Below are 19,579 nucleotides of genomic sequence, written 5' to 3'. Positions count from 1 at the left end.
GTTTACAGCCTAGACGACAAAGCGGTTCCGATAGGTTGATTCATATCGGTCGATCAGCTCGCGAATTTCTTCGGGATGAGCTTCGGCATAGCGTAGGGCAGCCTTGAGTTCGCTGATCGGAATTCCGGGGAAAGTCGACATGAGATGGTCGAGATTGCCGGATTTTTCGAAGTCGCGATAGACTTCCCAGACGGCTACATGGCTAGAGGCCAACCGAGCCACACCGCCATTGACGGTGATTCGGTGGTCGCCGGTGCTTTTGTAGTGAGTGACTTTTTCTTGCAACAGGTCCGAAGAAATTCCCAGTTGCACTGCCGCTTCATCGAGGGACAATGTGCCACGTTCGACTGCGCCGATTGCGAGTTCTTCGTAAAGGAACGGGTATCGGTTCCAGAGTGCTTGTAGGAGTTCCTCGAGCCGTGCAGGGTGAACCTCTCCTATTCGCCCTAATTGATCTAATTGCCAAGGCTCGAATGCACGCATATTTGTAACTCCAAAATGTACGAGCATCGTTGATCGCACATTCATTATGACTCCACTTTTAGGAGACAAAATTACACTTTCCTCTAGGAAAAGGTTAGGAATTCGTTCAAATTTGAATCTAATCGACCTTCCTTTTGTTGGGGAAATTTTCTTAGATTCCTGTTATTTTCGTGGCTTTCCGAGAGAAACAGGGACGACCAATTTGAGCGTGAGGGCATTTCGATAGGTCAAGGCGTTGGGATCGCCGAGGATGAAGTAGTACTCGGTACCTTGGTTTCCGCTTCGCTGGTAGGCAAGGTAGGCGTTGAAGTTGTTGTCTTGGCGGACGAATCGGCTGGCGATGGAGCGGTCCTTCCCGAGGTCCCAAGCGGTGGTGAAGATGGTTTGATCGCTGGCGACATCGTAGTCCACGTGCTGCTCGCGGAGCGTGAATTGGAGCTTCTTGTTGGGCCGGTATGAGGTGGTGCCGGTGATGCTGTGATAGGGGAGGCCAGCCTGCATGCCTTGGTCGTATTGGATGCGGACGTTGTTGTAGGGATTGCCGCGCGGGTAGGTGGCGGCGTAGGTGTAGAGGCTGTCTTTGCTTCCTTCGAAGTTCGCTTGGTCGATGCCGAGCGATAAATTGAGTCCGCCACGGAGGGTGGCGCTGGCTTGATAGAACTGTTCGTTGCGGTAGAAGCTGCCATCGGCGTGGTCGTAGGCGGTGATGCTGGCCTGGACGTCCATATCGCTGAGCGGTCCGTGGTCGAAGTTGCGAGTGAAGTCGTTGAAGGAGCCGAAGCCTTTGAGATCGACCTCGGAGACGAAGCCGAGGCGGGGCTTGAAATTCTTGCTAGCGAAGGCCCAGCCAGTGGTGGAGGTGAAGCCCGACCGCGAATAGGTGAGGTATGCGTCGTTCTGAACGCCTTCGCCGAGGGTGGTGTCCTGGCTGTCCATGTGACGGGCAAAGAGGTTGAAGGCCCCGAAGTTTTGCGAATACCTGAAAAGGTTGCTCCGGTTACTCAGGCCGGGTTGTTCGAGGTCGGTGGTGGTGACGCGGAGGGAAGTGTCCGGCGTCGGGTCGTGGGAGACGTTGATGACGGTGTCGGACTCGTTGCCGAACTGGGCGGTGGCGATGGTGGAGAAGCTGGTTTTGTCGTTGAGGCGTCCGTAGGTGTTGATGCCCGCATCGAATTGGTGGATGCGCTGGCTGATGAAGAGCTGAGAGTTGCTGTACTGGTGACCTTCCTGGAAAAAGGGGCGAGTCTCATCGGCGATGCGCTCGAAACGGCTGAAATCCAGAGAAAGGATCGAGTTTTCGATGTTGCGGAAGTCGGGGTTGATGGAGCCGACCATGGTGACCTGGTCGGTGAGATTGGTCTTCATGTCGAGCCCGCCGTTGTAGACGCCGCCGGTGGAGGGGTCGTAGCCAGTGTAAAGGTAGGGCAACAGCTTGATGCTGTGATCGACCTCGGGCTTGGGGAGGTCGACGGACTGCCAGGTTGGCGTGAGGGCGGTTTGGAGCGGTGGGACGAAAGTTTGGGCCAGTGTGCGCTGATTTTTGGCGATGAAGCGGAGGATATTGAAGCGGATATCGTGGCGGCCACCTCGTGGGATATTCATAGCCCGCCAGGGGATTCTGGCCTCGGCTTCCCACCCGTCGGGCGTGACACGGCCCTTGGCGAGGAACTCACCAAGCCATTCGCGCTTGGCGGCGCGGCCACCGGCGATGGAGATATGAGTCGCGCCAAGCGGGTTGATTTGGAATGTGTTGAAGGCGCTGAGTGAACCCGAAAGGTCGAGATCAAGTTCGACGTAGTCATCGCCGGAGAGATCGACGTTGGTGCGGTACTCGTTCGCACGGATCTTGCCCGGCTCGCTCTCGGTCATTTTGGCGGCGAAGTAGACGTAGTTTTTGTCGTAAGCGATCCAGAACTTGGCGGAGTCGGGATAGGGCGCGCCGGTGTTGGGGTCTTTTAGACCGGTGAGAGGAGTGACTGAATGCCATTCCGAGTCGTTGATTTTGCCGTCGATGGTCGGCGGCTTATCGAGCTTTGTCGCCGTCAGCGGCGATTGCGGCACGGCCATCGCGGCCGTGAACGCCAACGCCATCGTTGGCCAAATTCTTTCTCTTCCCACTTTTTTCTTCCCCCAAAACCCTACTTTTCGAAGATGATACGCAAGTCGTTTCGGATTCGTCACCAGGCCCTGGGTTGTTTCCAGCCTTGCCACCGACATAAAATGACTTTACGATGATCCTTGCATGCACCGTCGCTCTCGCCCAGACATCTAGCTTCGGCGTCGCCTCCCTCTTTTCCGACCACATGGTCCTCCAGCGCGAAAAGCCGATCGCGGTTTGGGGGTGGGACCAGCCGGGGAAGGTTGTGAAGGTGACCTGTGGGAGCGAGTTTGCGGTTGGCATCACGATGCCGACGGGCAAGTTTCGAGTGTTTTTGCCGGCGATGGAAGCGGGCGGACCTTACACGGTCACCGTCGAGGGAACGGGCAAGAAGACGATTTCGGACGTCTATGTGGGTGAAGTTTGGATCTGCTCGGGCCAGTCGAACATGGAATTCACCGAGTCGAACGCACTGGACCTGAACGAGGCGAAGCAGAACACCGACCCGCATGTGCGGATGTTTACGGTGACAAAGAATACGTCGAACAAACCGCTGGACGATGTGACGGGGAGTTGGGCGGCGGCTTCGCCGGACACCATTGGCTCGTTCTCGGCGGTGGGATATGCGTTTGGGCGAAAGCTGTACTCCGAGTTGAAGGTTCCGATCGGGATGATCCACACGTCGTGGGGTGGCACGGTGGCCGAGGCGTGGACGGGGATGGACATGCTATCCACCGACCCGATGACGACAAACATCTATAACCGGGCGAAAACGGCCCTGCAGAGCGCGCCGACGGGCCTGGACGAGTACCACGCGGCGGTGAAGGTGTGGCAAACGAAGGCTTCGCCAGACTTTTTTGGCCCGCGGGCGATGGTGGAGGCGGGCAAGGAATACGACGACAGCAGTTGGCAGGCGGCGGAGATGCCGTACAGTTTTCCGGCAGACTTTGACGGGACGATTTGGTTCCGAAAGACAGTGGACTTGACCGCCGAGCAGGCGAAGGCGGCTACTACGCTGAGCCTCGGCGCGATCGACGACTATGACATGACGTTCGTGAACGGCCAAGAGGTCGGGCGGACGGACATGACCGTCCCGTTTTGGTACAGCGCGTTTCGCAAGTATTCGATTCAGCCAGGTCTGATGAAGGCGGGTAAGAACGTGATTGCCGTTCGGGCGTACGACGGACAGGGGCCGGGCGGATTTACCTCGGGTAAGGATGCCTTGAAGCTGGGCGACTTGCCGATTGGCGACGGATGGAAGATGAAGGTGGAGGGAGCACGCAAGCCGCCGCTTCCCGACGCGGGTCCCGAGCCCCAGGCTCCGCAGACGACCAGCGATCCGAACTTCCCGTCGAACCTTTACAACGCAATGCTGTATCCGCTTGCGCCGTATAGCATTCGCGGGGCGATTTGGTACCAGGGCGAGTCGAACGCGGACCGGGCGTACCAATACCGTTCGCTGTTGCCGGACATGATTCGCGACTGGCGTGGCATCTTTAAGCAAGGCGATTTTCCGTTCTATATCGTCCAGTTAGCCAACTTCATGAAGGCGGACGAGAACCAGTTCGACTCGGCTTGGGCAGAGTTGCGGGATGCTCAGGACTATGTTGGCCAGATGCCGAACTGCGGGACGGCCACGATCATCGACATCGGCAATCCGAACGACATTCATCCGCGCGATAAGAAGGACGTGGGCGAGCGGCTGGCGAGAATCGCGATGCGCAAGGACTATCACCGAGACGTCGAGTGGCAGGGGCCGCGATTCGATTCGATGTCGTTTTCGGGATCGAAAGTGACGGTGACTTTGAGCCACGCGGGCGGTCTGAAGACGACCGATGGGCAAGCGCCGAGGGCGTTTGCGGTTGCGGGCGAGGACAAGAAGTGGCACTGGGCGACGGCGACGATCGATGGCAGCACGGTGGTGCTGACGAGCGCGGACGTGCCGAACCCGGTAGCGGTTCGCTATGGGTGGCAGGACAACCCGCTGGTGAACCTGGTGAACAGCGACGGGCTCCCGGCGATGCCATTCCGAACGGACAAGTGGCCGATGATCACCCAGGATCGGCGCTAGTTCAGCTTGGCCATTTCTTCGTCGACTTTGTCGCGCTCGGGAGAACCGGGCGCGGCGACTTCCTCCATTTTGTAGAGGACTTGACGGAGGTCGGTTCGGCTGGCATTGTTTGCCAATAGGATGTTGAACGCTTTGCCGTACTCGTCGTAAGCGTTGGCGTTGTCTCCCGCCTGCTGGTAGGCGTCGCCGGCGGCAACGTGGCCACTACTTTGAGCAATGTAAGTGAGCGCTTTGTCGGCGTTGGCGCTTAGCTCGGCTCCACTACGGCCGGGAGGCGGCTTGGCATCATTCGTGGCCGAAGGATTGTCTGACCCACCGTTCGCGATGGATGGCCCACTAGATGAACTCGACGGCGATCCACCTTGGGATGCTTGCTGCTGCTTGATCGAAGACGAGAGGGTCACGAAGGCGACGATGAGGATGGCCGCGATGACGGCAAAGAGGATGATGGCGAAGATGAATTGTCGCATTCGCTCCTTGGCCTCGTAACTGATCAGCGGTGGTCCGGGAGGCGGCGGATAGTATGCATTGTACGGCTGTTGCATCGGAGTTGGGCCAAGCATTGGTTGTTGATACGGATTGTAGGAACCGTAGCTTGGCGTATTGGCGATGACGGGCGGCGGAGCCATCATTGGCTGCTGGCCGTAGGGATTGTAGCTGGGGACAACGCCGCCGTACGGTGTTTGGATTGGTAACGCGTAGGGGTCCGGCTGTTGGTAGGGGTTCGCCTGTTGATAGGGATTCGGTTGGATGAGGCTCTGCGGCGGCTGGGAATAGGGATCGAAGCCCGCGACGGGGTTTTGGTAGTGCTGGTTTTGGGCCGGTTGGGCGGCGTCTTCGAGCGCTACTTTCATTTCGGCCGCGTTGGTGTAGCGCATCTGGGGCGCCTTTTCCAGCGCCTTGGTGATGACCTGATAGATGGGGCTGGGGATTTGGGTGGTGGGCGGAATGGAGCCGTTGACGATGGCGTGGGTAATGGCGATGACGTTGTCGCCTTGGAACGGCTTGTTGCCGGTCAGCATTTCGTAAAGCATGACGCCGACGCTGAAGAGGTCGGTTCGCTGGTCGATCTCTTTGCCGACGACTTGCTCCGGCGACATGTAGCTGGGGGTGCCGAACACTTGGCCGTCCATTGTGAGGTTGGGCTGAAAGGTGAGGCGGGCAATGCCGAAGTCGGTGATTTTGACGCCGTTGGCGGTGGTGATCTGGATATTGTCGGGTTTGATGTCACGGTGGACGACGCCTTCTTGGTGCGCGTGGTGGAGACCTTCGAGCACTTGGGAGATGATGTCGATGGCCTGGTCCTGGGCCAAAAATCCCGAGTTGTCGATCTCTTTTCGAAGCGTGACTCCGTCCAGATACTCCATCGCCATAAAGTATCTTCCGCTATCTTCACTGAAGGAGTAGACTGTCATGATGTTGGGATGATTCAGGCTCCCAACAGCTTGGGCCTCGCGGCGGAAACGGTTGATCCGGTCTTCCAACTGTTGCGGTGTTGAACCGGACGGCATGGACAGCTCCTTCACCGCTACGCGGCGATTCATCAGGGGATCGTAGGCTTCGTAAACAATGTCGTTCGAACGCGCAATTTCGCGGATGATCTGATACTGACCAAGCGTTTGTGGAGGACTGCTCATGCGCGAACCGACTAATACCTATTTTAGGGTTATTTCCCAGTTTACAAAGACTCGAATTTCATATGTTCAGGTTCCACGTGAGAATTCAACCCGAACATGGAAAGAAAATATCGGACGGCCCTACTTTTCCAGTAAGTTTTCGACCGAACCCAACCGTCATTTATTTTTGACGACTCAAGAGTAGAGAAGTGACCAAGTTTCGACACCTTTTAACTCTCGCGGCCCTCGGCACTTGTGCTTTTGCGCTTCCTTTCCAGGGGAATCGCAAGGCAGTCCAGATTTGGACGGCGGGCTTTGGACCTACGAGCGACGTGCGAATCCGCAATCCGCGATTCGTTTGGCAGGTTTGGGCGGATGGGTCGGCGAAGATCACCGACGGCACGATGGTGATCAACGGCAAAAAGGTTGACGCAAAGTACGATTCGACCAAGCGTGAACTGGCTTTTGAGCCTCCGTCGGATCTCGCGGTAGGGACTTACGAGGTCCACGCCAAGGTCAAGGTCGATAACTGGGCCAATTTTGATAAGAATTGGACGGTGACGATTCGGTCCGACGCAGTCGAGACGACTGCAAACCTGACGTCGAATTCCCGGCAGGCAATCGACGAATTTAACCGGATTCGGGTTGCCCACGGGTTTGCCCCTTGCCGTTTTGACGCGGCCCTGAACCTGGCGGCTACCGCTCACACCAAGTATTTGGCGTTGAATCAGGAAGGCGGGCACGCCGAGGAGCCCTCCAAGCCTGGATTTACCGGTGCTGAGCCTAAGGACCGGGTGAACCTATTTGGTCATGTTGGGTCCAGTTGGGAGGTCGTCTCAATGGGTGGGACGAGCCCTGCCGATGGCATCCGCGGGCTTTGGGACGCTCCGTACCACCGCATCCACATGATGCGACCAGGACCAGGCATTGTCGGCGCTAGCTTTTCTGATCGCTACTTCACGATGGACGGCGACACGTCGATCGAAGATGGCGACTACGTTTCGCCACCGAGTAACGGTCAGAACGTGCCACCGTCTTGGCACAACCAGGAAGTGCCGGACCCGATGCGGAATTATCCTGAAGCTGAGACGACCCTTGGGTATCCGATCGTGATGAACGTTTATGGCGACGGAATTGAGGATGTCGAGTTGATTTCGTCGAGTCTGAAGGAGGCTTACGGGGACGATGTTCCGCGATTTGAGTTGACGCCGCATAACGACGAGCATTTGCAGACCTCGGTGATTTTGATTCCGAAGGAGCCGCTGAAGGCCCATACGACTTACTCGGTGAGCTTGAAGCTTCGAGACAACAAGGGCAATACTCATAGCAAGGCGTGGAAATTCACGACGCTTTAGACTTATGACCGTTCAAGACCGTGCGAAGGCGATTGCCTCTGCCCATAAGATCGCGATTGTGCATGACTGGCTGACGGTCATGGGCGGGGCCGAGGAAGTGTTGCGTTCGATTCACGAGATTCTTCCTGAAGCCGTGATCCATGCGGCGCAGTACAACTCCGAAAAATTTTCTTGGCTCGACGGGAAGGACGTAAGGTCGCATTGGGTTTCTGGCTTGCCGCTTTCGAAAACGAAGCATTTTGTTTATGCCCCGGTACTTGCAGACTGTTACCGATCGTTTGATTTGAGCGAGTATGACGTCGTTATTACGTCGTCCCACACTTTTGCACACAACGCACGTCCGCGTCCCGATGCCATCGACTATTGCTACTACCATTCCCCTGCTCGTGCTCTGTGGTTTCCCGAGATCGATAAGCGGGCGGGAAGCGGGAAGGTTCGGCAGGCAATCGTGAAGCGCCTCAAAAAACTTGACCTTGAAGGGGCCAAGAACCCAACGTATACGGTGGCGAATTCCTCGACCACGGCGGGACGGTTGGAGAAGGTTTATCGCCGACCTGTAGAGAAAGTGATCTATCCCGGCGTGAACGTCGAAAAGTGGCGTGACACGCCGCGCGAATCGGATTCAGAAGGCTACACAATGTGGAGTCGTCTGATTCCCTACAAGAAGTTCGACCTGGCTATCGAGGCGGCGAGGCTTGGCGGATTCAAGCTGAACATCGTGGGATCGGGGCCGTATGAGGCAAAGCTCAAAGAGATGGCAGCGGGGGCGTCGAACATTGTCTTCCATGGCCGGTTGTCTGACGCCGACCTAAAGCAGTTGCTCAGTCGCTCGCGAGGTGTGCTTTTCCCGGCTTATGAGGATTTTGGGATCGTCCCGGTCGAGGCGATGGCGGCGGGATTGCCGGTCGTCGTCTACAACCAAGGCGGGGCGGCGGAAACCGTGACGGCCGAGTTTGGCGAGCATATTTCGGAGCAGACGCCCGAGCAACTGTGGGAAGCGGTTCAAAGGTTGGAGCAGCGGTCGTTCGATCCCGAAAAGCTGAAGGAACATGCCCAGGCGTTTAGTGTCGAGCGATTTCAACGAGAGTTTGTCGAATACCTCGAACTTGCGATTGAACGCGGTCCAGAGCGGCGATATTTGCCGTAGTTAAGGTATACCCCTTGTGCGGAGTCATGCCTGATGAAGATTGATAGCACGCTTGTACAGGCATTTCAGACCGAAATCGAAAGAGCCTCGAAAATCCTGATCGGGACCCATCTCAATCCCGATGGGGACGCCTTGGGTTCGGCGCTGGGGCTTGCTCTCTACCTAGAGGCCATGGGTAAGAAGGTGGAAGTGCTGTGCCACCATGACGCTCCTCGAAATTTGCGCTTCCTGCCGACGGTCAAACGCGTTCGGCAAGCTCCCGCCGAGAGCGATTACGATTTGGGGATTGTTGTCGATCTAGACGCGTTCGAGCGGTTGGGAAGCACGGCGCCATTTTTCGAATCTTTGAAGCGGCTGATTGTGATCGACCATCACGTGCCGCACGAGGCTCCAGGCGATTTGCGGATCATCGAGATCGGTTCGGCGGCGACGGCACTGATCATTACGAATATCCTGCAAGCGGTCGATGCGGAAATCACACCCGACATGGCGACCTGCCTTTATACGGGAATCTCGACCGATACGGGATCGTTCCGATTCCGCAATACTTCGCCGGACGCCCTGATGGCCTCTGCTCTGCTTCTTGAGAACGGGGCGAACCTTGAGTTGGTCTCGGAAGAGATTTTTCAAAATCGACCTCTGTCCTCGGCGCGGCTTCTTGGCCATGCGCTGGAGACCATGAAGCTGGACATGGACGACCGATTGGCGTGGAGTTGCCTGAGCAATCGAGACTTCGAGTGGGCGAAGGCGACCGACGAGGACACAGAAGGGTTCGTCAACGAGCTTTTGAGCATCGAAACGGTGCAGATTGCGGCCTTGATTCGTGAAGTCAAGCCGGGCAAGATTCGGTGCTCGATCCGAAGTCGTCGAGGCTACGACGTCGCCGAGGTGGCCCGAGAATTCGGCGGCGGTGGGCACCGCAATGCGGCAGGGTGCAATTTCGAAGGCGATCTATCGGACGCCGAACATCAACTGATCGAGGGAATGCGCCGTTGTTTGGCATCGTCTTAATCGACAAACCGCTGGAATATTCGTCGCACGACGTGGTGGCCAAGCTCCGTCGTAAGTTCAACACCAAGCGCATCGGCCACGCGGGAACGCTGGACCCAATGGCGACGGGCTTGCTCGTCGTGGCGGTCGGACCCGCGACGCGTTTTCTTCAGTACTTGCCATTGGAGCCGAAGGTGTATCGGGCTACGGTGCGGTTTGGTATCGCGACTGATAGCTACGACTCGGAGGGCGAGATCGTTCGGGAAGGGCCGGTGCCGATGGATTTGGCGGCGCAGATTCGAGATGTGGTTCCAGGATTTTTGGGATTGCAGGAGCAGATGCCACCGATGTTTAGCGCGGTCAAAGTGAAGGGCCAGCCACTGTATAAATATGCCCGCGAAGGGATCGAGATCGAGCGCAAGGCCCGGACAATTCATATTGAGCGTATGGACGTCCTGGCGATTGGCGAGACGACGGTCGAGCTTGAAATTGAGTGTTCTGGTGGGACCTATGTGCGGACGATCGCCAACGATTTGGGCGAGAGAATCGGCTGTGGGGCCTTCCTGCAGTCGTTAGTGCGGACGCAGGTCGGTCAGTTCAAACTGGAGGCAGCAAGTACGCTCGATGGCGTTACAATGGATGATATGATTTCTTTGCGGACAGCGTTGCGTCCGATGCCGGTACGGTCGCTCTCTGACTTCGAGACGATGCGTGTTCGGAACGGCGGAAGTGTGCCGAATCTGATCGACGCGAAGGAGGGGTTCGTCGCCTTGGCCGAGCCGAATGGGGCAGTGATCTCCGTCGCCGCGGTTATGGGCAACGAATTGAAGCCTGAATGCGTTATTCCTACTGAGGCTCTCCATGCATCTCTTTGAACCCGCGAAACCAATCTTTGTCCGTGCGCAACTGCTCTGGACGGCGATGTGGGCGGCCTGCACAGGCATCGGGCTGTATCTCAAGCCGGACATCCATGGCCATGGTACTCACCAACAACTCGGTTTGCCGCCTTGCCCCAGCGTTTTGTTGTTCGACCGACCTTGTCCGGGTTGTGGACTGACGACTTCGTGGACGAACTTCTTGCATGGCCATGTCATCGAAGCGTTTAAGTGCCACCCACTAGGTGTGCCAATGTATCTGGCGTTCACGTTTGTGGCGTTGGCTTCGCTGTACGGGAACTTTAAGGGCAAGCGGCTGCTGATCGACTCGCCAAAGGCGAATACGGCCTTCGTCTCCTTTGTCGTCGTGTTCTTTGTGTTCGGCGGCATTCGAATGGCTTTGGAGCCGGGGTTCTCGGGGACATCGAAAGAGATGGCCTACCGATCTCTGATGGCCCACGCCAGGGCTCAAGCGCCAGCGGTCCCCGACCAAAAGAACTGAACTTTCAGTTCATCAAACGTAAGAAGGTCCTGGCCCAGTCTTGCTGGACCAGGACCTTCGAGTTTTCAACGTTACCTAGCTGAAGCGTGAAGCGATTTTGCCGAAGGCGTTCTTGCCCGCGTAGACGGCGTTGTCGCCAAGCTGCTCTTCGATGCGAAGAAGCTGGTTGTATTTGGCGACGCGGTCGGTTCGGTTCGGTGCGCCGGTCTTGATCTGGCCACAGTTAGTCGCGACGGCGAGGTCAGCGATGGTGGCGTCTTCGGTCTCACCGCTTCGGTGGCTCATCACGCTGGTGTAACCCGCGCGCTTAGCCATTTCGACGGCGGCAAACGTCTCGCTGAGGGAGCCGATCTGATTCACCTTGATGAGGATCGAGTTGGCCGTGCCGGTCGAGATTCCGCGCGAAAGTCGCTCGACGTTGGTGACGAAGAGGTCGTCGCCGACGAGTTGAATCTTGGTTCCGAGGGCGTCGGTGACTTTCTTCCAGCTATCCCAGTCCTCTTCGCTACAGCCGTCTTCGATTGAGATGATCGGATACTTGTTGCAGAGGTCGACGAGGTACTGAACTTGGTCGTCGCCGCTCAGCGACTTGCCATTCTTATACTTGTAGACTCCGCCCTCGTAAAACTCGGTCGCGGCGGCGTCGATGCCGAGCCAGACGTCCTTGCCAGCCGTGTAGCCAGACTTTTCGATGGCGTCGATGATGTAGTCGAACGCCATTTCCTGCGACTCGAGGTTGGGGGCGAAGCCGCCTTCGTCGCCGTAGCCGGTGCCGAGGCCCTTGCTCTTGAGGACCTTCTTGAGGTTGTGGAAGATTTCGCATCCCCAGCGCATGGCTTCCGAGAAGGAAGGTGCACCGACGGGTAGGACCATGAACTCTTGGAAATCGACGTTGCTGTCCGCGTGAGCGCCGCCGTTGAGGATGTTCATCATCGGAACCGGGAGGACCTTGGCGGTGGTTCCACCGGCGTATCGGTAAAGGGGAAGCTTAGAGTAGTCGGCGGCGGCTTTGGCGACCGCCATCGAGACGCCGAGGATGGCGTTTGCGCCGAGCTTGGCTTTGTTCGGCGTGCCATCAAGCTCGATCATGAGGCTGTCGATGCCTTCCTGGTCGGACGAATCATGGTCGATGAGAGCGGGGGCGATGACCTCGTTTACATTGTGGACGGCGTCGAGAACGCCCTTGCCGCCATATCGCTTGGCATCTCCATCTCGGAGTTCGACCGCTTCGAACTGACCGGTGCTGGCTCCGCTTGGAACGGCGGCTCGACCCATCGCTCCGGACTCGAGGACGACGTCCACTTCGATGGTCGGGTTGCCTCGGCTGTCGATAATTTCGCGGGCTAGGATATTGGAGATATACGGCATCGCCCTAAAGATTACCGCCAGACGGGTAACCTCGTAGACAAGAATTATGGCTGTCTCATTGGCGCGAGAAAACTACGTTCTGCACCGCATCCATTCGATCACCGGTGTGATGCCCGTCGGATACTACATGGCGCAGCACCTGACGCTGAACACCTTCTCTCTGGCGGGGCCAGAGAAGTTCAACGCGGTCATCGAGTTCTTTGAGGGCATGCCCAAGCACTTCTTGCTGGCGACGGAAATCCTGATGATCTGGATTCCGCTCCTGTTCCATGCAATTTACGGCTTGTTCATCATTTCGCGAGCCGAGAGTTTCTTGACGACCAAGTACAAATGGTCGCAGAGCCGAATGTTCATGATGCAGCGCATCAGCGGCGTGCTGGTCTTCGCGTTTTTGATGTACCACGTGAGCGCCACGACAGCGACCAAGTATGTGACGGGCGACGCCAAGTTGATCAAGTTCAACCAGTGGCACGACATGCTCCACAATCCGATCATCCTACTGATCTACATTTTTGGCGTGTTGGGAGCCTCTTACCACCTTGGGTATGGCCTTTGGAACTTCTGCGTTCGCTGGGGCATTACCGTGAGCGATAAGGCTCAGCTTGCGGTTCAGAAGTTCTCGGCGGTCGTCATGGTGGCGCTGACATTAATGGGTTGGGCGGCATTGGCCGGATTCCTCATCAACAAGCCTCTTGATACGGGTATGAGCCAATCGACGCCAGCACCGACGGCGAGCACGGCAAGTTTTCAGCGCTAGCCGTTGTTGGCTAGTCGGCGATAATCGCCGGGTCGTCCCGATGCTCGGGACTCCTTGGACTCGGGCTATTTCGGTCCCTTACCCAGCCCTTCGAGCCGATTCCCGGCTTTGCGGACTGGGCTAAGATGAAACGGGCTTACAGCCCTACATCTGGCAAAGCCGAAAGCTGGTTACCTAAATCGAACGAGTCTCCTGTGGGTCGTCCCGGCTCCGCTACGAGAGTTTGGAGTCGGCGGTTGGCAGTTGACAGAAGGCTAAAGTCGCCCTTGCCCTGATTGTCTCCTCTTACAAAGGCAGTTCCAACTGCTCTCCCTCCCATTTTCGCTCTGCGAGAAACCGGAGAGAGAGGTCAGCTTGTACCCCTATTCCAATGGTGCGTAAATATCGACCGGGTTGCCGTCGGGGTCTTTGACCTGGGCATAGCGTTGGCCCCAGAAAGCGTCGAACGGCTCGGTCATGCCTTCGAAGCCTGCATCGACGATCGTCTTGAAGGTTTCGTCCACTCCCGCGGGGGTTTCGGCGTTGACGGCGATGCCCATGCGATGGCCCTTTGGTTCTTCCCACGGGCCGAGGCTTTTCATGAGTTCGAGGGAATCGAGCGCGAAACGCATGCCATTTTCAAGCTCGGCTTCGACGTGATCGCTGTCGGGATCGGGGAAGGGAAAGCCAAGAAGACGATAGAATTCGACGGATCGTTTGAGGTCGGCGGAAATAACGCCGACATAGTCCCACTTCAATTTCATGGTAGACAAATTATACAGACTTATGTCTACTATGTCAAGAAAATAATCCACCTACTTTCCCCATTCGGAACCGAATCTTAATGAACTGTGTAAAATGATGGGATAGGTCTATGGAAGACGTCTTTGCCCTCCTCGAAGAACTGCAGCTCCTAGCTACCGAAGATCCCCGCACCATCGTTGGGCGGCTCACGTACGGACTCGATAAGCAGGAAATTAACCTGATCATCGGAAAGATCAAGGCGGGCTTGCCCGGCGAGATGAAGAACGCGTCGAACAACGTGAAGGAATCCGAGAAGATCAAGGAACAGGCGAGTTTGGACGCCGAGAATATTCTTCGAAAGGCGCAGGAAGAGGGTCAGCGTCTGATTGAGCAGGCCCGAGGGCAAGCGGCCGAATTCTTGGAAGGCGCGAAGGCTCAGCAGGAGCTTTTGGTTTCCCAGAGCGAAGTTCTGAAGCTGAGCAAGGCTCAGGCCGAAGAAATTCGTAACGCGGCCGAGCGCGAAGCGGCTCAGACACGACGCGGAGCGGACCAATACGCGAACGACGTTCTGTCTCGACTGGAGACGACGATCGACAAGGTTTCGGGGCACGTTAAGGCGAGCCGAAGCGAATTGTTGGCGCAAGAAGTCGGACCGGTCGGGGTGGCGGTGCCACGCGGCGAGCGCGTTCGGGTTTAGGTTTTCGCTTCACCCGGTTCGTTTTCACTCACCGGCCTCTCCATCCGGAGAGGCATCGTGTTTTGTACGCTTCCTACGGGCATATTCGCATCCAACTTGCTGAATCCTAGCGGTTTCGAATGACCCGCTTATCGTCGATTCGCGTGGTGAAACCGACCGAGTCAAGGTATTCCAGCATCGGGATGAGGAACTTTCGTGAGGTCTGCAGGGCTTCCTTGGCTTCCGGTGCCGTGAACGGCTGACCTTTGGTGCCCTCTTTCAATATGGACTTGACCCGCTCAATCTGTGCCGACGTGTAGTACAGCGTCTGACCCACTTTGACGATCCGGTCCGCGTTGGCGGCGGTGCTGAGGATTTCTTCGACGGCTTGCACCGGCACGCCAAGCTTGGAGGCGATTTCGCTGGCGTAAGGGACGTTGATGACGATCTTGTCGAGTTCGGCTTCGACCCGCTGAAGGAAGGCCTCCTGCTTCGGATTCATCGCGATTTTGAATTCAGCGAGTTTGATGCGGGTGCCGTCGATTTCGATCTTTTTGAGCTCGGCGAGCTTGGTGAGGATGCGTTCGAAGGGTTTGCCGAACCAGGTATGGCCGGAGCGCTTGAGCACGACCTCGCGCGGATGGTTGAGGGAGAGCGGATTCTCGGCGTGAATTTCGCGAAGGGCTTTGAGGAACAGGTTGGCCTGGGCGAGGAAGACCGGCGGCTGGTACCAGAGACCGGCAAAGCCGATGACGCGGCGTTCGCGGATGAGCTGTTCGAAGTGGTCACCCAACTGCTGCTCGCTGACGCCGATGAGGCGGCAAATCTCTTGGGTCGTTACGCCGTTAGGGGCTTCGTGGATGGCGGCGATGATGCCTTCGTCGATATTGACCAGATCGATGTAGCGGATCGAGTCCTTCTTGCGTCGGGATTCGGCTTCGGGCGTGATAACGACGCCCCCGGCTAATAGCGTAGGCGGGCTGTGGCGGCGCAGGATGGCCGGCTCGCCTTTGGCCACCGCGATCTTCTCGGTGAACCGGACGAAGGCGATGGACGAATCCTGGTCGTTGAGATAGAGCTTGCCGAGGACATCGGCGGAGCCGACGGCGACGCGAACCTCCATACCGTGCTTGGGTTCATCGACCCAGCGGACCTTGAAATCGGATTGGAAGGTTTCGACGACGGCTTTGGGAGCGGAAATCACCATTCCGCGATGGACGTCGTCCGAGCTAACCCCGGAGATATTGAGGGCGGTTCTCATGCCACGTTCGGCAGTGTCGACGGTGGCATCGTGAACGTGGATGGAGCGGATCTTGACCTTATGACCTTCGGGATAGATTTCGGCGTCGGTCCCGGTTTCGACGTGACCTCGGGCGACGGAGCCGGTTACCACGAGCCCGTGACCCTTGACAAGGAATGCGCGGTCGATGGGCATGTACCAGCGGTCGTTGGGGTCGGGAGTTGGCTTAAATGCGGCGACAGCATGATCCAGCGAGGCGATCAGGACGGGCAGGCCCTCGCCAGTCTGCGACGAGACGGGAATGATGGCCGCGCCTCGGAAGCGGGTTCGAGAAAGGTCTTCCTCGATATGCTCGATCTGCATGACCAGGAAGTCGGTGTCCACGACGTCGGCTTTGGTGACGGCGACGATCAGGGTTTGGACGGGCAGAAGATCGAGAATCTTAAGATGCTCCTCGGTCTGGGGCATGATGCCCTCGTCCGCAGCGATGCAGAGGAGGGCGATGTCGATGTTCATGGTGCCCGCGAGCATGTTAGTGGCGTAACGCTCGTGGCCGGGCACGTCGATGATGGAGACTCGGCCCGCAGTCGGCAGATCGACGCAGGCAAATCCAAGGTCGATGGTCATGCCTCGTTCCTTCTCTTCGGGCAGGCGATCAGGATCGATGCCGGTTAGTGCCCGGATCAGAGAGCTTTTGCCGTGGTCAACGTGCCCGGCGGTTCCGATAAGGCAGGCCATCTTAGTTCAGAGACTTTTGTTCTCTGAATTCTATATCACCGTCGCGACAAACCCAATACGGGAACTCGCCTTTCGTCGTGGCCGCGCCAAAATCTCCGTCTTTTCGAAGGGCCATGACCACGCAGGGGAGGTCGGTGGCGTGCTTTTGGCGGCGGGTCATGTGTTGAATCGTTTCTTCGCAAGCCTCTTGGGCGGTCATGCCGGTTTCCATGTTGCGTACGGTGCGGAAAGAAGCGACGGCTTTCCAAAGCTCTTCGCCGAGGCCCGTTGCGCCCGCCGCGCCGATTTCATCGTCGGCGTAGATACCAGCGCCCACGATGGGCGAGTCGCCCACTCGTCCGGGAAGCTTCCAGGCCAGGCCGCTGGTGGAGGAGGCGGCCACGAGGTGGGGCGTGCCGTCTGCGCGGGTTTCGAGGCCAAGGATGGTGACGGTGTCGTGCGACTCTTGGGCGGTGTGGACGTAAAACTTCTCGGCTTCGCCGCGGACCCACTCGTCGTACTTCTCAATGCATTCGGCGGTGAGCAGGTTTTGCGGTCGCATGCCTTTTTCGATGGCGAAGCGGCGGGCTTGATCGCCAGCCAGCATCACATGAGGAGTGTCTTCCATGACCATTCTTGCAACGGAAATGACCGGGACGATGCCGCGGACCGAGCAGACGGCGCCGCAATTCATGTCGCTGCCGTCCATGATGGAGGCGTCCAGCTCGAGTTCGCCGTCGGCGTTGGGAAGCGACCCGAGGCCGATCGCGAGAAGAGAGGGATCGAGTTCGCAGGCGGCGAGGCCCTTTTCAATGGTGGTGATCAGATCGGCGCCGTTCTTTCGGGCGTCCCATGCGGCGTTGACGCCGACTTGACCCGGCTCTTTCCAGGTCACGAGAAGTGTGGTCACGGGCAATAGTGTATCTCTGCGGCGGGCCGGTTTTGAATGAATGTCCTATAAGGTCGGGACCGTGCCAAGAGATGTCCCCAAGTAGTTTTCACAGGGTTTTTTGAATACTGGTAATTTTACTAGGTTGGTAATGTTGCTGGGTGTGGAAACAGGTAAATGAACGAGGGTCGTTTGAGTCGGCGATCCACTAACGCGAAACTGTGAAGGGATCGCCAAAGCCAAGTCAGGAAGGCAACGGCAACGACTCAAAGGACAACACGGAGGTCTAACATGTCATTTCGAATCAACACCAACGTAGAGGCGCTCGGCGCCTACAATAGCGTCGCTAACGTCTCCAGCATGATGAGCAAGTCGATGAATCGACTTTCTAAGGGTCTTCGCATTTCGGATGCGTCTGACGATCCTGCTGGTCTCATCAGCTCTGAACTTTTCCGCTCGCAGATCGCTTCGATGGATGCTGCGACCCGCAACAACACGGAAGCCATGAACTATGCCAAGACCGCGGAGAACGCGCTTGGTGAAATGAACCAGCTTCTGGACGATGCGCGAAGTCTCGCGGTTGCCTCGGGCAACTCGGCTACTTTGACGGCTACGCAGCTCGCTGCGAACCAGGACCAGGTCAACTCGATCATCAGCTCGATCGACCGAATCGCTTCGTCCGTTACCTATTCGGGTCGAAAGCTTCTCGATGGTTCTGCCGGTGTCACGACCCAGATTTCGAACACTTCGAAGGTTGCTGGCTTCAGCTTCGGCGGTACGGCCAACAGCACGACGGTTACGCAGACTGGTCTGATCACGATCAACCAGACGGCTGCAGCGGCTTCGGCTCTGTACACGGCTACGGCTCTGTTGACCACCGGTGCGGCGGCTGCAGGCTCCATCAGCGTCAACGGCGTCAGCTTCTCGATCTCGGCCGGTACCTCGGGTGCCAGCATCGCTTCGATGATCAACGCGGCTTCGGGCCAGACGGGCGTTACCGCTTCGTTCAACTCCTCGAACCAGCTGATCTTCACGCAGACTCAGACGGGTACCAACCGATCGATCAACTTCGTCGATACGTCCGGCGTCGTTTCTTCTTCGGCGAATACCTCGGCAAGCGTGGTTGGCTCTGACGCCGCGGCTACGGTCACGGTTGGTGGCCAGAACGTCCTCTTCACCGGCGGTCGAGCCGGAGCCGATGGTCTGACCTTGACCGACGCGAACGGTAACAAGTTGCAGATCACTCAGGGTGGCAACGCGACGGGTACCTCGCTCATGGGCCAGGTCATCGCGGCGGATTCGTCCTTCCAGATCGGATTCCTTGCGAACACCACCACCAACCTCGCTCTGCGAAACATGAGCGCCAACCAACTCGGTTCGGGCGTCGCTTCCGGTACGACTCTGGCAAACGTGGACGTCACCACCTCGGCTGGCGCCAACTCGGCTATTGCGGTCATCGACAAGGCGATCGACGAGGTCAGCCAGATGCGAGGCCGAATCGGTAACTTCCAGCGCAACGTTCTGGAGTCCAACAACCGATCTCTGGCGAGCATGAAGGAGAACCTCTCGAACTCTGAGAGCGCGATCCGAGACCTTGACGTCGCGTCCGAAATGACGAACTACACCAAGCTTCAGGTGATGCAGCAAGCCGGCATGGCAATGCTCGGCCAGGCGAACCAAGCTGGACAGTCCGTCCTTTCGCTCCTCAAAGGCTAATTTCTGATCGAATAGACAAAGACCAAGCCCCACCTTTATGGTGGGGTTTATTCTTTTTTGAGCCTCAAGCTTTTAGTTGGGAGTTGGGAGTTGGGAGTTGGGAGTTGGGAGTTGGGAGTTGGCCCCGATGGATCGGGGTCTTCGCTTTGCAGCGAGAGTTTTGTTCCGCTCATCCGGTTCGGTGCCTTCGACACCTCACCGACTTCTCCATCCGGAGAAGTATCTTGGTGGCGCCCTTCTGGCGGACCCTATTCAGAGAAGAATCTTGATTGGGTCCTTGCCGACAGACCCGGCCTGGAAAAGTATCTTCCTTAGTTGACTGTTGCCCCTTTCGCGTCGCTACTATAGGTGGGAGT

The 19,579-nt window shown here is 57.4% G+C and carries 16 protein-coding genes; 9 read left to right on the top strand and 7 right to left on the bottom strand.

The genetic code is table 11. The annotated features are described in order from the left end of the window. Positions 1 to 9 precede the first annotated feature (9 nt). Together GC165_17120 and GC165_17115 are read right to left on the bottom strand one after the other, a co-directional pair. Positions 10 to 483: a hypothetical protein gene (locus GC165_17120; GenBank protein ID MBI1334593.1), complete on the bottom strand. Its 474-nt coding sequence runs from the start codon at positions 481 to 483 to the stop codon at positions 10 to 12. 162 nt (positions 484 to 645) lie between these two features. After that, complete coding sequence (locus GC165_17115; protein ID MBI1334592.1) at positions 646 to 2,574, bottom strand: hypothetical protein; 1,929 nt, start codon at positions 2,572 to 2,574, stop codon at positions 646 to 648. Positions 2,575 to 2,714: 140 nt separating this feature from the next. On the opposite strand from GC165_17115, the gene GC165_17110 reads away from it, so the two are divergent. Beyond that, positions 2,715 to 4,652 carry a 9-O-acetylesterase gene (locus GC165_17110; GenBank protein MBI1334591.1) on the top strand — a complete coding sequence of 646 codons (1,938 nt, stop codon included), beginning with the start codon at positions 2,715 to 2,717 and terminating at the stop codon, positions 4,650 to 4,652. On the opposite strand, the gene GC165_17105 is transcribed toward GC165_17110, so the two are convergent. Then, positions 4,649 to 6,289, bottom strand: a complete 1,641-nt coding sequence (locus tag GC165_17105; protein ID MBI1334590.1) for a protein kinase — start codon at positions 6,287 to 6,289, stop codon at positions 4,649 to 4,651. The genes GC165_17110 and GC165_17105 overlap by 4 nt on opposite strands. Positions 6,290 to 6,477: 188 nt before the next feature. Here GC165_17105 and GC165_17100 point away from each other — a divergent pair, with 188 nt between their 5' ends. From GC165_17100 to GC165_17080, 5 genes are read left to right on the top strand one after another with little or no spacing between them, the layout of a single operon-like run. Further along, a complete protein-coding gene (locus GC165_17100) occupies positions 6,478 to 7,623 on the top strand; it encodes a hypothetical protein (GenBank protein ID MBI1334589.1) in 1,146 nt (381 codons plus the stop codon). 4 nt (positions 7,624 to 7,627) lie between these two features. Beyond that, a complete protein-coding gene (locus tag GC165_17095) occupies positions 7,628 to 8,770 on the top strand; it encodes a glycosyltransferase (protein ID MBI1334588.1) in 1,143 nt (380 codons plus the stop codon). Between the two features lie 33 nt (positions 8,771 to 8,803). Further along, positions 8,804 to 9,781, top strand: a complete 978-nt coding sequence (locus GC165_17090) for a bifunctional oligoribonuclease/PAP phosphatase NrnA (protein ID MBI1334587.1) — start codon at positions 8,804 to 8,806, stop codon at positions 9,779 to 9,781. After that, the gene (gene truB / locus GC165_17085) at positions 9,619 to 10,635 is read left to right on the top strand and encodes a tRNA pseudouridine(55) synthase TruB (protein MBI1334586.1); all 1,017 of its coding nucleotides are present in this window, start codon (positions 9,619 to 9,621) and stop codon (positions 10,633 to 10,635) included. The genes GC165_17090 and truB overlap by 163 nt, the downstream gene beginning before the upstream one ends. Further along, positions 10,622 to 11,137, top strand: a complete 516-nt coding sequence (locus GC165_17080; protein ID MBI1334585.1) for a DUF2752 domain-containing protein — start codon at positions 10,622 to 10,624, stop codon at positions 11,135 to 11,137. Before truB ends, GC165_17080 begins: the two co-directional genes overlap by 14 nt. Positions 11,138 to 11,212: 75 nt before the next feature. Here the strand turns inward: GC165_17080 and GC165_17075 are convergent, their stop codons facing one another. Then, entirely contained in the window at positions 11,213 to 12,505 is a 1,293-nt protein-coding gene (locus GC165_17075; GenBank protein ID MBI1334584.1) for a phosphopyruvate hydratase, read from the bottom strand. A 46-nt stretch (positions 12,506 to 12,551) separates the two neighbouring features. On the opposite strand from GC165_17075, the gene GC165_17070 reads away from it, so the two are divergent. Then, positions 12,552 to 13,262 (top strand): succinate dehydrogenase, encoded by a 711-nt coding sequence (locus GC165_17070; GenBank protein MBI1334583.1) that lies wholly within the window; start codon positions 12,552 to 12,554, stop codon positions 13,260 to 13,262. Positions 13,263 to 13,624: 362 nt separating this feature from the next. Here GC165_17070 and GC165_17065 read toward each other — a convergent pair whose 3' ends face one another. Next, positions 13,625 to 14,005 (bottom strand): glyoxalase, encoded by a 381-nt coding sequence (locus GC165_17065; protein ID MBI1334582.1) that lies wholly within the window; start codon positions 14,003 to 14,005, stop codon positions 13,625 to 13,627. A gap of 110 nt (positions 14,006 to 14,115) precedes the next feature. Between GC165_17065 and GC165_17060 the strand changes: the two genes are divergently transcribed. Next, positions 14,116 to 14,682: a hypothetical protein gene (locus GC165_17060; protein MBI1334581.1), complete on the top strand. Its 567-nt coding sequence runs from the start codon at positions 14,116 to 14,118 to the stop codon at positions 14,680 to 14,682. A 106-nt stretch (positions 14,683 to 14,788) separates the two neighbouring features. Here GC165_17060 and selB read toward each other — a convergent pair whose 3' ends face one another. Then, positions 14,789 to 16,639, bottom strand: a complete 1,851-nt coding sequence (gene selB, locus GC165_17055; protein MBI1334580.1) for a selenocysteine-specific translation elongation factor — start codon at positions 16,637 to 16,639, stop codon at positions 14,789 to 14,791. Position 16,640: 1 nt separating this feature from the next. Further along, complete coding sequence (locus GC165_17050) at positions 16,641 to 17,570, bottom strand: hypothetical protein (protein ID MBI1334579.1); 930 nt, start codon at positions 17,568 to 17,570, stop codon at positions 16,641 to 16,643. A 228-nt stretch (positions 17,571 to 17,798) separates the two neighbouring features. On the opposite strand from GC165_17050, the gene GC165_17045 reads away from it, so the two are divergent. Further along, positions 17,799 to 19,223, top strand: a complete 1,425-nt coding sequence (locus tag GC165_17045) for a hypothetical protein (GenBank protein ID MBI1334578.1) — start codon at positions 17,799 to 17,801, stop codon at positions 19,221 to 19,223. Positions 19,224 to 19,579: the final 356 nt, after the last annotated feature.

It is taken from the genome of Armatimonadota bacterium, assembly GCA_016125185.1.
Taxonomy (GTDB): domain Bacteria; phylum Armatimonadota; class Fimbriimonadia; order Fimbriimonadales; family Fimbriimonadaceae; genus Fimbriimonas.
Note: the sequence above shows the minus strand (reverse complement) of the source record. Positions and strands in the feature narration are given on the sequence as shown.